At 41.3% G+C, this 14,557-nt stretch carries 12 protein-coding genes and 1 pseudogene; 9 read left to right on the top strand and 4 right to left on the bottom strand.

The genetic code is table 11. The annotated features are described in order from the left end of the window. The first annotated feature begins 25 nt into the window (after positions 1-25). Entirely contained in the window at positions 26-919 is an 894-nt protein-coding gene (locus HXT39_RS03975) for a ComF family protein (protein WP_004110765.1), read from the top strand. Here the strand turns inward: HXT39_RS03975 and HXT39_RS03970 are convergent. From HXT39_RS03970 to glgB, 3 genes are all read right to left on the bottom strand, one after another. Further along, a complete protein-coding gene (locus tag HXT39_RS03970) occupies positions 916-2,091 on the bottom strand; it encodes a sensor histidine kinase (RefSeq protein WP_004110763.1) in 1,176 nt (391 codons plus the stop codon). The genes HXT39_RS03975 and HXT39_RS03970 overlap by 4 nt on opposite strands. Before the next feature lie 61 nt (positions 2,092-2,152). Beyond that, positions 2,153-2,905, bottom strand: a complete 753-nt coding sequence (locus HXT39_RS03965; RefSeq protein WP_102155265.1) for a response regulator transcription factor — start codon at positions 2,903-2,905, stop codon at positions 2,153-2,155. A 16-nt stretch (positions 2,906-2,921) separates the two neighbouring features. Beyond that, positions 2,922-5,195: a 1,4-alpha-glucan branching protein GlgB gene (gene glgB / locus HXT39_RS03960; protein WP_033888684.1), complete on the bottom strand. Its 2,274-nt coding sequence runs from the start codon at positions 5,193-5,195 to the stop codon at positions 2,922-2,924. 134 nt (positions 5,196-5,329) lie between these two features. Here glgB and HXT39_RS03955 point away from each other — a divergent pair, with 134 nt between their 5' ends. Then, positions 5,330-5,926: a CarD family transcriptional regulator gene (locus tag HXT39_RS03955; RefSeq protein ID WP_012914048.1), complete on the top strand. Its 597-nt coding sequence runs from the start codon at positions 5,330-5,332 to the stop codon at positions 5,924-5,926. A gap of 212 nt (positions 5,927-6,138) precedes the next feature. Here the strand turns inward: HXT39_RS03955 and HXT39_RS03950 are convergent, their stop codons facing one another. Further along, on the bottom strand, positions 6,139-7,191 hold the full coding sequence (locus tag HXT39_RS03950; protein ID WP_103013971.1) for a metal ABC transporter solute-binding protein, Zn/Mn family: 1,053 nt from the start codon (positions 7,189-7,191) through the stop codon (positions 6,139-6,141). A gap of 121 nt (positions 7,192-7,312) precedes the next feature. Between HXT39_RS03950 and HXT39_RS03945 the strand changes: the two genes are divergently transcribed. The 7 genes and pseudogenes from HXT39_RS03945 (at position 7,313) to uvrB (ending at position 14,335) form a co-directional block, all read left to right on the top strand. Then, positions 7,313-8,197 (top strand): bifunctional methylenetetrahydrofolate dehydrogenase/methenyltetrahydrofolate cyclohydrolase, encoded by an 885-nt coding sequence (locus tag HXT39_RS03945; protein ID WP_004110747.1) that lies wholly within the window; start codon positions 7,313-7,315, stop codon positions 8,195-8,197. A gap of 146 nt (positions 8,198-8,343) precedes the next feature. Continuing rightward, a complete protein-coding gene (rpsA, locus tag HXT39_RS03940) occupies positions 8,344-9,846 on the top strand; it encodes a 30S ribosomal protein S1 (protein ID WP_103013972.1) in 1,503 nt (500 codons plus the stop codon). 250 nt (positions 9,847-10,096) lie between these two features. Beyond that, positions 10,097-10,426, top strand: a complete 330-nt coding sequence (locus HXT39_RS03935) for a TM2 domain-containing protein (protein ID WP_012914052.1) — start codon at positions 10,097-10,099, stop codon at positions 10,424-10,426. A 70-nt stretch (positions 10,427-10,496) separates the two neighbouring features. Next, positions 10,497-10,613, top strand: a pseudogene (locus HXT39_RS03930) (dephospho-CoA kinase); the annotation flags it as partial. A gap of 224 nt (positions 10,614-10,837) precedes the next feature. Further along, positions 10,838-11,410 carry a TM2 domain-containing protein gene (locus tag HXT39_RS03925; RefSeq protein WP_199172890.1) on the top strand — a complete coding sequence of 191 codons (573 nt, stop codon included), beginning with the start codon at positions 10,838-10,840 and terminating at the stop codon, positions 11,408-11,410. Between the two features lie 69 nt (positions 11,411-11,479). Continuing rightward, the gene (gene coaE / locus HXT39_RS03920; RefSeq protein WP_103013973.1) at positions 11,480-12,184 is read left to right on the top strand and encodes a dephospho-CoA kinase; all 705 of its coding nucleotides are present in this window, start codon (positions 11,480-11,482) and stop codon (positions 12,182-12,184) included. Positions 12,185-12,220: 36 nt separating this feature from the next. Next, positions 12,221-14,335, top strand: coding sequence for an excinuclease ABC subunit UvrB (gene uvrB, locus HXT39_RS03915; RefSeq protein WP_103013974.1), 2,115 nt, complete (start codon positions 12,221-12,223; stop codon positions 14,333-14,335). Positions 14,336-14,557: the final 222 nt, after the last annotated feature.

Raw genomic sequence — 14,557 nt, 5'->3', positions numbered from 1 at the left:
ATAAGCTATCGCATATGCTGTCATTATGGTTGGGAGACGCAAGGTTATAAACCACCAAAACAAAAAGAAGTATAGAAGCGTGACATCTCATGGGGGATTAGCATGTCACGCATCTGTACCTTGTGGTGTATGTGAAAACAAGGATGTTGATTTTATAAATTGGCGTTTTGCTAGTTGGAAGAATGTAGCGATTGCTTTATTTAATTTATTTTTGCCTCGCGCATGTGCAGGCTGTGATACTCCAGATTATATATTGTGTGAAAACTGCAAGAAAGCGTTGCAATGCTGGAAACGTGCACCATTTGCCAGAACAGTATGTGGATATCGCTACGCGTGTGGTTCGTATTCTACGGTTGTTCGCCGCTCAATATTATTGTGGAAGGATCATTTCGATATTGCATGTGACAAAATATTTGGTGAACTTATTGGCGATTTAGTAGTAGAAGTTATATCTAAATTTTTGCGCTCGCATTCTTGTTATATAAGTGAAAAACCTATATTTGTTATACCAGTCCCGTCGTCTAAGCATTCATCAAGGCATCGTGGACGTAAGCATATGTTGCCTGTTGCAAATTGTGTTGCTAAACGATTGTGTAATAGTGGCATTAGAGCATACGTTTTAGATATTGTAAGTATGGATGCTAGAATTACTGCGAAATCAGTGCAAACTTCCGGTTTTCGCGGAAGGTCTAACAGAATTTCTAAGGCGTTTAGCATCGATTTTAAAGAATTGAGAAAGCAAAAGTTTGAAAATCAACGCGAGTACAAAGCTATTGTATTGGATGATATTGTAACTACTGGCTCAACTATGAATAGCTGCGTTTCAACTTTACAGAGTAGTGGAATTACTGTTTTGGCATGCTTTTCTTTAGCATGTGTATGCAATAAGGATGATCGTACAGCAGATTACGAATGTTAGTTTGCTATTGTATTGCTATAGTTTAGTGGAAGCGCAATTTCAAAGTTCGGACCGCGTTTATCGTCTACTACTTTTACAGTTCCATGGTGCAATTGTGCAGCCCAACGAGCAATTGATAATCCTAATCCTGTTCCTCCTGATTCTGTGCCAATTCGCTGATTTCCTTTAACAAATCTTCTGAAAATATCGGCGCGATCTTCTTGAGGAATTTGTTCTCCAAAATTCACAACATTGCATATTACAGAGTTTTGGCTGTGATTAATATGAGCACTTATAAGAACACGAGTTCCATCATCTGAATGTTTTAGAGCGTTAGAAATAATATTAGTAAAAAGTTGCGAAAGGCGAGCTTGATCTCCTGTTAATTCAATCTCATCATTAATTTGAACTTCAATATTATGATTATGACCTGAATCAGCTATTTCTAGTGGTTCGATAATTTCGTCAATAAAGTCTGTGAAATTAAATGAAGTTATATTAAGGCTTTCCGCGCCTGCTTCAACTCTAGATAAATCAAGAAGGAAAGTAATAAGATCAGCAAGTCTATGAGTTTGGTTTAATATAGCTTCCATATTAGATGGAGTAGGATCAACAACTCCATCTGCAAGATTTTCAAGCATCGCTTGTAAAGCAGAAACAGGAGTGCGCAGTTCGTGACTTACGTTTGCTATAAGCTCTCTACGCATTTGATCTGCATGTTCAAGTTCTTCTGCCATTTCATTAAATGCAAGAGTTAATTTACCTACTTCGTCACGACGATTTTCTACAGCAACTCGCACAGAATAGTCTCCGTCAGCCATAGCTTCTGCAGCATTTTTCATTTGACGAAGTGGTGCTGTAAGTCCTCTAGAAAAAATGTATGTAATTCCCAGAGCAACAATAAGTGTTAATGGCATTGCAATCCAGCCATTTAGACCAGTTTTAAGTAAAAACCATGCCATTACGAAAGCAATTGCTGTTGCAAAAACAATAATTGCCGAAAGTTCAATTTTTAGAGATGAAAAAAATCCGACAGGTCGATTTGGATAATTATGCTTTACAGAAGAATTCGTAAATCGCATTTTTGACTTATTTTTAAGTTGAGCATTTGAGTTTTTATTTAATAAATTACGTTGTTTAGTATTTTTATATTGCTCAGAATTAGCATTATCTATTTTATTTTCTAATACCATTTACGAATTTTCCGAAGCTAAAGTGTTGTAATTATTTACTATTTATGAAAGTAGTAATTATTTATGAAACTTGTGATTGCAGAACTTTGTCGTAATCACTAATAGGTGGCTCGAATGCGTATCCTATTCCGTGTACAGTACGAATCCATTCCGATCCAATTTTATGTCTCAAAGACTTAATGTGTGAATCTACTGTGCGAGTTCCAGAAGCATCCGGCCAATCCCACACCTCTTCAAGTAACTTTTCACGCTTAAATACAGTATGAGGATGACGAGCTAGAGTAGCGAGCAAGTCAAACTCAGTTGGTGTAAAATGTACCTCTTTGTCGTTTAAAGTTACAAGTCTTTGACGAGGTCTAATAATAAGTGACCCAAAATTAATTGTGCGTTCATGTTCCATTGTCTTTGCTATTTGCGATGCGCGTTCTACGCGTCTCAGCAATGCTGCGCAACGAGCAATTAACTCACGTGGCGAAAATGGTTTAGTCATGTAATCATCTGCGCCTGCGCTTAAGCCAACAATTTTATCGGCTTCTGCGTCGCGTGCTGTTAACATGAGGATAGGAACAGGCATTTTGGAGATAATTCGTCGAGTTGCTTCAATCCCATCCATAATAGGAAGCATAATATCCATAATTATGAGATCAGGTTTTAGTTGTTCGGCAGCTCTAACAGCAGACGCTCCATCTGTAGCGACTCTTGCTCTCCAGCCTTGTGCAGTAATGCGTTGTGCAATTGCTGTAGCAAGATCTGGCTCATCCTCAACAACGAGAATTGTACGAGCATTTACGCCAGCTGATGGAGCGTTTAGCATATTTTAAAAAGACCTTTCAGTGTTGTACTGGCTTCAAGAATACCGCACCTAACGCTGGAACAGTGATTCTTGCAGAGTATGGTCGAGAATGATACTCTTCAGCAGTAGCAGTGAATGTGCCGTTGTGAATATTAGATCCGCAATACTTTGCATCATCAGTTGTGAGTATCTCTTCCCACTGTCCGCCTTTTGGTAACGCAACCTGATAGTCTTGCCAAGCTTGACCTGAGAAGTTTACTACTACAACGATTTCTTCTCCGTCGTCGCCAATACGCATGTAGCTTAAAGTATTGTGATCGGAATCGTCGCTTGTAAGCCACTGGAAACCATCAGGAGTAAAGTCTTGACTCCAGAATGCACGAGAGCTCTTATATAGAGTATTCAAATCTGCAACAAGCTTTTGCACACCTTGATGGAACGGCCATTGCAGCTCATTCCAGTTAAGCGAAGTATTGAAGTTCCATTCGCTGGACTGTCCAATTTCTCCACCCATGAACAGAAGGTTCTTGCCTGGATGAGACCACTGGTATGCAAGCAATGCTCGCAATCCTGCGAACTGTTGCCATTCGTCTCCTGGCATCTTTCCAAGTAACGAACCCTTACCGTACACAACTTCATCGTGGCTTAATGGCAACACATAATGCTCAGAGTATGCATAAACCATTGAGAATGTAATTTCGTTATGATGCCAACGACGATTAATTGGTTCCTCTTTAAGATATTGCAAAGTGTCGTGCATCCAGCCCATATTCCACTTCAAGCCGAATCCTAAGCCGCCCATATCGGTTGGTGCAGTTACGCCTTGATAAGCAGTGGATTCCTCAGCAATCATCATGATGCCAGGATTATTCTTATATGCAGTTGCGTTTGCTTCCTTAATGAAGTCAATTGCTTCAAGATTTTCGCGTCCGCCGTAGATGTTTGGTCTCCACTGTCCTGCTTCACGGCTGTAATCCAAGTAAAGCATTGAGGATACTGCATCAACGCGTAACGCGTCAACATGGTATTCATCAAGCCAGAAGCAAGCATTAGCAACCAAGAAGTTACGAACTTCATGACGACCAAAGTTGAAGATGTAAGTACCCCAATCAGGATGCTCACCTCGCATAGGATCAGGATCCTCATATAATGCTGTGCCATCAAAACGACCGAGTGCAAAGTCATCCTTAGGGAAGTGAGCTGGAACCCAATCCATAATGACGCCAATGCCTGCTTTGTGGAGTTTATCTACCAAGTACTTAAAGTCATCAGGGGAGCCAAGGCGAGAATCTACTGCATAATAACCCGTTACTTGATATCCCCAAGATCCAGAGAATGGATATTGTGTCAACGGCATAAACTCGACGTGAGTAAAGCCTTCTCTTTGCACATAATCAACTAAATGATCAGCAAGTTCGCGATAATTACCCAAATCGCGATTCCAGCTGTTAGCTTGTACTTCGTAAATGCTTATTGGACCATTGTGAGCATCTGTTTTTGCGCGCTCATCCATCCAATCAGTATCGTGCCACTTAAACTCAGAATCAACAACAACAGATCCTGTGTTTGGTGGAACTTCATGAGAGCGCTCCATTGGATCGGCTTTCATAATCCAATTGCCAGATTGTGTAAGAATTTCGTACTTATATACTTCTCCTGCTGTAACTCCTGGAATAAAAAGTTCCCAAATGCCAGAAGAGCCGAGTGAACGCATAGCGTGGCGACGACCATTCCAGTAATTAAAGTTACCAACTACGCGTACTGCACGAGCATTTGGTGCCCACACTGAGAAAGCAGTACCAGTAACTTTCTTTACCATCTTTCCAGTTTCAGGAGATATAAGTCCCCATGAATCTGTTATCGTTTTGACGTGTGCGCCTAATGCTTCCCAAAGACGCTCATGACGACCTTCTCCAAATAAGTACATGTCAAGTTCGCCAACTTGAGGCAAATAACGGTAAGGATCATCATCTGTGGACTCAGAACCGTCTATTTCCACAGTGTAAACGCGATAACTAGGAACAGACCAAGACTTTGTTTTTGTATGCTTTACTGCAGGAATAACAGCTGTAAAGATGCCGTTATATTCGTGTTTAGCTTCGTATTCACCGTTCTTAGTAAGAATAACAACTTTCTTTGCCATAGGGCGCAATACGCGGACGGTTACAGTGTCGGCACCTTTGCCAGTTCCAAGGTGACCTCCAAGAACCTCATGTGGATTGTAATATTCTGCATTGCTCACCGCAGCTAATACGTCCTGTCGGACTGGAACTGCGACTGCATCTTCATTGATGTTAGTAACTGTACTCATGTTGACTATCATACATGCTTTATTGCTGTAAGTCGCGTGTGTTTCGCGCTATTGTGAAAAAAATATGAAAATTTTTTCAAGTCGTGACCTTATGGGAAACTGTTATGAGTTTTTCTGTGCATACGGAGGGTTCTGTGGAATATCAAGTCGGCGATATGGTCGTCTATCCTCGTCATGGTGCGGCTCGTGTTGAAGAAATTAGTGAGCGCACCGTAAAAGGTGTAACTCGTCAATATTTACGATTGGTAGTGTTATCATCTGATGGTTTAGAAATTAACGTACCTGTCGATAATGTTAAAAAAGTTGGCGTGCGAGACATTGTTGGAGCGCAAGAAGTTGCAAAAGTTTTTGAGATTTTGCGTACTCCAATAGTTGAAAAAGAGATGAATTGGTCTAGACGCTACAAGCTTAATGTAGAGAAGATTGCTACTGGCGATGTTAACAATATTGCTGAAGTAGTTCGTGATTTATCTCAGCGAGATGTTGATGAACATGGTTTATCTGCAGGAGAAAAGCGAATGCTTGCTCGCGCTCGCAGTATTTTAATTTCCGAAATTGCTTTGTCTGAAAAGATTGATGAGATTGAGGCGGAGCGACTTTTAGATGTGAATCTTGGATACAAGGAGCCTCAAGAAGGCGATGAAAATCACCATACTGTAGCTCCAGAAGAGCCTGCATCGCGAACTTTAGCGCTGTTAGAAGAGCGTAGCAAGAAATCTAAGAAAAAATGATTTGCGATATGCAAAATAAATAAATATTAATTGTTCATATTATTTAAGCCCTTCTAAATGTCGGTATATCGGCGAGTTAGAAGGGCTTTTGCTTATATATTTGCTTACGTATTTATTGTATGTTTTGCTTTTGTTCTTGCTTAAAACAGATAATAAAAAATCCTTGCATTTGTAAAATACAAGGATTTTTATGTTTATAGATTCACCTAAATTTACTTGCCTGGATCTTGCTGACCTTGGTTAGAATTTTTAGGATTAGTATTCTTTGCTACATGTGGCTTCTCAGTGATTGGCTTTTTTTGAGGCTCTTTATCATCAATGTCTTTACGCATATCCTTTGTTGCTTTTACAGCATTATGTAGGTCGTCACAAATCTTCATAATCCATTTATCAAGCTGATCTGCGTATTTTGGCATAAGTTCGCTTACTCGTACTGTAGACGTGTAGCTGCGTCCTGCGATTCCGCTTAGCAAGTTCAGAACATCGTTTCCTTGCTGGCTATCGCTAATCAACACATCAATTTTGCGACCTTCAATAAGCTTCTGAAACTCCTCAACGCTTGAATGTTCTGGTTCATTATTGTTATTTACTGAGTCAACATATTCTTTAGGTGAGCTATCTTTCAAATTGGCATCAGACATTAGCCAGAAAAGAATAGGAGATATAGAAGCATACTTTGCGTTACCATTTTCTTTAGAGAAATCACTTAAGTAGGTGGTTAATTTCTTTTCCTTTTCCTGCCATTGTGCTAGTCGCTTAGAAAAAGCTTGCTTTTTTGATGGCAAAACTTTGGAGAAGGTGTCAGCCATGGCAGATGCCATAGCATTCCTAGCATCGTGAGAAAACCAAAGATATGGATTGTCTCCGTTAAGTGCTCCTACAGTACCTGCTGCACTAAGCACTTCAGCTTTAGCTGGGTGTACTTTGTTTGCCCAATCATCGTAGCCTGCACCATTTGTAACTAATACTTGTGCATTCTGCATATTTTTTAAATCTTTTGAGCTAGGTTTAAACGACGATATGTCTGTATCTGAACCAGTCATAACTGATTCAACTTTGACGTCAGAGCCACCAATCTCTTGAGCTAAGCTACCCCAGGTGTCAACAGTGGATACAACAGAAATATTTGTTGCAGCTTTTGGTTTTTCTTTTGGTTTTTCCTCAGTTTTTCCACAAGCTGCAAATCCAAGTATTACTGCAGAAGCAATAAGGCATGTTATGGCAGTTTTTCCAAACTTCTTTACTGCACAAAGAACGGTACGCATCACTGTGACTCCTCCCGTGATAATGGTGCGTCGGCGCACGTAAAATTGTTAGTCGACCCATATCTTCTATACTTCACGATAGCCTATCCTTACGAATTGTGCGAGTTGGGAGGAATTTTTTATGACTATTGTGCTAGATGGTAAGGCTTTAGCTAGTAAAATTAAAAAAGATTTGGCAGCGCGCGTTGCTATTTTACATAAAAAAGGCATTAATCCAGGTTTGGGTACGTTGCTTGTAGGTAGTGATCCTGCTTCGTTGAAATATGTTGCTGGTAAGCATCGTGATTGCGAAGAAGTGGGGATTAATTCTATTCGTTGCGATCTGCCAGAAGATGCTAGTGAAGATGAGATTCTTGCTGCTTTACAGAAATTAAATAATGACCCTCTTTGTACTGGATTTATTGTGCAACTGCCATTGCCAAAAGGTATTGATGCTCAAAAAGTTATTTCTTCTATTGATCCTGCAAAAGATTGTGATGGAATGCATCCATATAATTTGGGTGAACTTGTTACGCATATTTCCGGTAATATTACAACACCTTTGCCGTGCACGCCGCGTGGAATTTTAGCTTTGCTTGATGAGTATGGTATTGAACTTTCTGGTAAGGAAGTTTGTGTGCTTGGTCGTGGCATTACGGTTGGGCGTACTATTGGTCTTCTGTTAACACGCAGGGGAGTAGATGCAACTGTTACGTTGTGCCATACTCATACTCGGAATGTTCAGGAGATTATGCGCCGTTCTGATGTAATAATTGCAGCAATGGGTTGTGCTGGTTTTGTTAAGCCTGAAGATATTAAACCTGGCGTTGTTCTTGTTGATGTTGGTGTATCTCGTGTTTTTGATGAAGAGGCTGGCAGATATCGTGTAAAAGGTGATGTTGATTCAGCTTGTCGAGAAGTTGCTGGAGCGTATTCTCCGAATCCTGGTGGGGTAGGTCCGATGACTCGAGCTATGTTGCTGGCGAATGTTGTAGATATGGCTGAGCGAGCAGCTAATTGCAAATAAAATGCGACACGCCCGAAGTAAAACGTAAATTTTGGCTATACCTGTATATAAAATCGACAAAGCGTGTGCATAGTATGCACACGTAGCATAAATACATAATTAAATATCGAGTAATATCCACCCCAAGAAGAAACCACTAATAACTAATGGCAGAGAATAATAACGAAGTCGCCAAGGTTGCGATTAATGATATTGGCACCGAAGAAGACTTCATCAAGGCAGTCGATTCAACCATCAAGAATTTTGATGATGGTGATTTAGTTGAAGGTACAGTCGTAAAGATTGATCACGACGAAGTATTGCTGGACATCGGCTACAAAACTGAAGGTGTAATTCCTTCCCGTGAACTTTCCATCAAAAAAGACGTTGATCCAGATGATGTTGTCGAGGTTGGCGACACCATTGAAGCCCTTGTTGTAACTAAGGAAGACAAGGAAGGACGTCTTATTCTCTCCAAGAAGCGTGCACAGTATGAGCGTGCTTGGGGTGACATCGAGAAGATTAAGGGTGCAGACGGTATCGTTGAAGGTACCGTTATTGAAGCTGTTAAGGGCGGCTTGATTGTTGATATCGGTCTTCGCGGCTTCTTGCCAGCTTCCTTGGTTGAGATGCGTCGCGTGCGCGATCTTTCTCCATACATTGGCCAGAAGATTAAGGCTAAGATTCTCGAGCTCGATAAGAACCGCAACAATGTTGTGCTTTCTCGTCGCCAGTTCCTTGAGGAAACCCAGTCCGAAGTTCGCGAGACCTTCCTCTCGCAGCTTAAGAAGGGTCAGATTCGCGAAGGCGTTGTGTCTTCTATCGTAAACTTCGGTGCGTTTGTTGATCTCGGCGGAGTTGACGGTCTCATTCACGTGTCTGAGCTTTCTTGGAAGCACATCGATCACCCATCTGAGGTTGTTAAGGTTGGCGATAAGGTTACCGTTGAAGTTCTCGACGTTGATCTCGATCGCGAACGTATTTCCCTTTCCCTTAAGGCAACTCAGGAAGATCCATGGCAGCGCTTCGCTCGCACTCATGTTCCTGGACAGGTAGTTAAGGGCAAGGTCACAAAGATTGTTCAGTTCGGTGTGTTCATCTCCGTTGAAGATGGCATTGAGGGCTTGGTTCACATTTCTGAGCTTGCAAACCGTCACGTAGAGAACCCAGAAACTGTTGTTAAGGGTGGCGAAGAAGTATTCGTGAAGGTTATCGACGTTGATCTCGATCGTCGTCGCATCTCCCTCTCCTTGAAGCAAGCTACTGAAGCTGTAGATCCAAATTCTGAAGATTTTGATCCAGCTCTCTACGGTATGCCAGCTGAATATGATGCTGAAGGCAACTACAAGTACCCAGAAGGCTTCGATCCAAACACTAACGAATGGATGGTCGGTTACGAGCAGCAGCGCGAAGAGTGGGAAGCTCAGTATGCTGCAGCACACCAGCTTTGGGAAGAGCACAAGGCATTCGCTGCTAAGGAACTTGCGGCTGCAGCTGAATCTGCTGCTGCTGACGGTCAGAGCGAAGAAGCTGAAAAGAAGCCAGCTAAGGAAGAAAAGAAGGAAGAAGTTGCTTCCAACTATTCTTCTGAAGCAACTAGTGAAGGTGCTTTAGCTGATTCCGATCAGCTCGCAGCTTTGCGTGAACAGCTTTTGAACGAAAAGAAGTAGTTTCTACTTTCTACTAGAAGCTTGTAAATAAAACAGTAAGATGCCCTCGGTGACTAATCATCGGGGGCATCTTGCGTATTGTTGTTCATAATGTTTTACGAGTATCTTGAGTATATTTGACAAGTATTTTATAACTCAAGTTTTGTAATTAAATATAGGTACAATCAATTTTCTTTTAATAATCGTGATTATATGATGTAAAACGTCAATCGTATTTACTAATCGTATTTACTAAAAGGATGGTTAAAATATGAACACTTTGGAAAACAACCAGCAAAATGCTCAGTTCCCTTCGTACGATGGAAATAGTGAGGAGAACACTAAAGCAACTTTAGTAAGCTCGCGCAAGAAAATTGTTGCAGGTTTGCTAGCGATTTTCTTAGGCACATTGGGTATTCACAATTTTTACCTTGGTTTTAAAGGAAAGGCGATTGCACAGCTGCTTATTTCTGTTCTTTCCTTTGGGTTCCTGTTGATTATTACGGGAATATGGGCATTGGTTGAGGGTATTTTGATTCTTTGCTCAAAGCCTGGAAGTAAGTGGCACAAAGATGCTGATGGTGCCGAGTTAAAGGATTAGTGTTTTATAATTATTGTTAATAAACAATGCCCTGGTAATTATTTGCTGGGGCATTATTTATAATTCATATATGACAATGATGCGGATTGCGGTAAAGGGCGGAATTGCAGCTGGAAAATCTACAGTAGTAAATCATTTGCGTTCCCTTGGCGCGTTTGCTATAGATTACGATGTTTTAGCGCGTGAATGAAACTTCTATCGAAGGTGCTTTAGCTGATTCCGATCAGCTCGCAGCTTTGTGTGAACAGCTTTTGAGCGAAAAGAAGTATTTTTCTACTAAAAGCTTATAAATAAGATGCCCTCGGTGAGTAATCATCGGGGCATCTTTTAATATCTTTAGTAATAACGCTTTGATTTATTAATTTTTTATTATACAGTTTTTAAGAAAATAAATTTCTTACGAGAGAAAGTGTGATTATTGTGAGTGATTTAGAGAATCAAACTGGAGATTACTCCGGCTCTGACGGACAGACTCAGTACGGACAGCCACAGTACAATGATCAGTCCCAGCAGTATAACCAGGCTCAGCCACAATATAACAACCAATCTCAGTACGGTGCTCAGTCTCAGTACAATGCTCAGCCACAGTATGGTCAGACTCAGTATGATCAGAATTCATATGCTCAGCCGCAATACAATGCTCAGCCGCAATATGGTCAGTACTCTCAGTCTACTCCTCAGTACAATCAAGCATCTTCATACTCTAACTATGGGTCTAATTATTCATCAAACACATACAGAAGCTCTCGTAACAAGATTGCTGCAGGCCTGTTAGCCATTTTCTTGGGTGCTTTGGGTGTGCACAATTTCTATCTTGGTTTTAAAGGCAAGGCTGTTGCTCAGCTGCTTATTTCTATTCTTTCTTTCGGCTTGCTGGCTTTTGTTTCTGGAATTTGGGCATTTATTGAAGGAATTTGCATCCTTTGCTCTCAGCCTGGTTCTAAGTGGCATAAGGATGCCGATGGAGCTGAACTTCAAGACTAATTTTACAATTATTATTTAGCGTATAATGCTCCGGTAATTAGTTACTGGGGCATTACTTATAATTTATATATGACAATAATGCGTATTGCGGTAACGGGCGGAATTGCTGCCGGAAAATCTACAGTAGTAAATCATTTGCGTTCGCTTGGCGCTTTTGTTATAGATTACGATGTTTTATCGCGCGAGGTTGTGAAGCCAGGAGGTTACGTATTTCAGCAAATCGTAAGCATTTTTGGGGAGAATGTCGTTTTGAATGATGGCTCTTTAAATCGCGAGTTTATTGCAAAGCATGTTTTTGGGTACTCCGATGAGAGTTGTGCAAATCGTAAGAAGCTTGAGTCGCTTATTCATCCTGCTATTTATGATTGCGCAAAGCTCTTAGAAAGCAAGTATGAAAGCGAGTATATTAGTAAAATTTCTAAGGAAAATCGCAACGTGTTGGACAGTATAAATTCAGTTATTGTGCACGATATTCCGCTCCTTGCGCAAGTAATCGACAGCATTCCATTTAGTTTTGACCATATTATTACTGTTGAAGCGCCTCAAGAAATTCGCGTTAAACGAATGATAAGCGAGCGAAATATGACTGAGGATCAGGCTTTGGCGCGCATAAATAGTCAGCTTCCTAGTAAAATGCGAAAAAATATCGCAGATTTTGTAGTTGATTCCACTAAACCAATGGAATCGATGCTTAACAGTGTTGACAATACGCTAAAATCATGGTTGTGTGACGCAAACAATAAAAGTGCTGAAATGACGAAACTGGGGAAGTAAAAAACTGGGGAAGTAAAAAACTGGGGAAGTAAATACATGTCGAATAAAATTCAGCGCACAAACAAGCCTTTTGTAGTAAAAGCGCCATACAAGCCTTCAGGAGATCAGCCGCAAGCAATCGACGAGCTGGCTAATCGCATTGAAAACGGCGAAAACGACGTTGTTTTAATGGGTGCTACAGGAACTGGTAAAACCGCTACAACCGCTTGGCTTATTGAGCGTTTGCAAAGGCCTACCCTTATTATTGAGCCGAATAAAACTTTGGCAGCTCAGCTTTGCGCAGAGTTTCGTGAGCTTATGCCAGATAATGCTGTGAGCTATTTTGTGTCTTACTACGATTACTACCAGCCAGAAGCGTATATTCCGCAAACAGACACGTATATTGAAAAAGACTCGAATATTAACGACGATGTTGAGCGTCTTCGTCACGCAGCTACAGCAAATTTACTTACTCGACGGGATTGCGTTGTTGTGGCTACTGTTTCTTGCATTTACGGCCTTGGTACTCCAGAGGAGTATGCCGAGCGAATGCTTATGCTAAGCGTTGGTGATCAGCTTGAGCGAGACGATTTATTACGCCAATTTGTGAGCATGCAATACAAGCGCAACGATATTGCGTTTACGCGCGGAACTTTTAGAGTGCGAGGTGACACAGTCGAGATTATTCCAGTGTACGAAGAATTAGCTGTGAGAATTGAGTTCTTTGGCGACGAAATTGACAGAATTACCATGTTGCATCCGCTTACGGGGGAAGTAATTCGCCAGGAGAGTAGCGTTCATATTTTCCCAGCATCTCACTATATTGCAGGACCTGAGCGCATGGAGTGCGCGTTAAAGGCGATTGAAAAAGAGCGTGATGAAAGAGTAGCGCAGCTTAAAAAGCAAAATAAATTGCTGGAAGCTCAGCGTTTAGAGATGCGAACTACGTATGATTTGGAGATGCTCCGCCAGGTTGGAGTGTGCCAAGGAGTGGAAAATTATTCTAGGCATTTTGACGGCCGTGCAGCTGGCACGCCTCCGCATACTTTGCTTGACTTTTTCCCAGATGACTTTTTGCTTGTTTTAGACGAGTCACATGTAACAGTTCCGCAAATTGGAGCCATGTATGAAGGCGACGCTTCGCGCAAAAGAACGCTTGTAGAGCATGGCTTTAGGCTGCCTTCTGCAATGGATAATCGCCCGTTAAAGTGGAAAGAATTTTTGGAGCATGTTGGTCAAACTGTGTATCTTTCTGCAACGCCTGGAGATTACGAGCTTGGGCTTTCGGATGGCGTAGTTGAGCAGATTATTCGCCCAACTGGCTTGCTTGACCCTAAGATTGAGGTTCGACCTGTGGAAGGGCAGGTTGACGATTTGCTTGCGGAAATCAAGGCGCGAGTAGCAAAAGATGAGCGCGTTCTTGTTACTACGCTTACGAAGAAAATGGCGGAAGACTTAACTGATTACTTCCTTGAGCTTGGTATTAAAGTTGAGTATTTGCATTCGGATGTTGATACTTTGCGCAGAGTGGAGCTTTTGCGCGAGCTTCGCGAAGGAAAAATTGACGTGATTGTTGGCATTAATTTACTTCGTGAGGGTTTGGATTTGCCGGAAGTTTCGCTTGTTGCGATTTTGGATGCAGATAAGGAAGGTTTCTTAAGATCTTACCGTTCGCTTATTCAGACGATTGGTCGTGCTGCTCGTAACGTTTCTGGAACTGTTCTTATGTATGCGGATACTGTTACTGATGCTATGAGCAAGGCGATTAGCGAGACAGAGCGCCGTCGTGAAAAGCAAATCGCGTATAACAAGGCTCATGGAATTGATCCTAAGCCTTTGCGAAAGAAGATTAGTGATGTGAACGACATGCTTGCTAAAGAGGATGTTGATACTCAAACTTTGCTAGCAGGCGGTTACAGGAATGCTAATAAGGCTGGGAACTCGCATTATGGCGTGCCAAAAGAGCCAAATCTTGGGCAGCAAAGCAAAGAAAAGCGTATGGCGAATGTTTCTGAGTTGCCGCAAGACGATATTATGTCGTTGATTAAAAATTTGAATGAGCAGATGCATGTTGCTGCAGAGCAGTTGCAATTCGAGCTTGCAGCGCGTTTGCGCGACGAGATACGCGATCTAAAGAAAGAGTTGCGTCAAATAAGCGATGCTCAAAGTTAGAAAATAACTATTATTCTCAATTATTATTCAACTATTGTTCAAGCATTATCTGAGCGTTATACAAGTATTTTCTGCGATTTTATGTTATTTTTTGTGAGCGTTCACAAAACGCCGAATAAATACAATAAGCGGTCACAATACGTTGATACACTGGAAAGCGGAATTGGGCGTTTTATGGTTTCTATCATTAAATCGCTCATAAAAAATAAACAGAAATAGAAA

It is taken from the genome of Gardnerella sp. DNF01159 (genome assembly GCF_049244215.1).
GTDB classification, from domain to species: Bacteria; Actinomycetota; Actinomycetes; order Actinomycetales; family Bifidobacteriaceae; genus Bifidobacterium; species Bifidobacterium swidsinskii.
The sequence above is the reverse complement of the archived record's forward strand: the minus strand, read 5'-3'. Positions and strand labels throughout refer to the sequence as shown.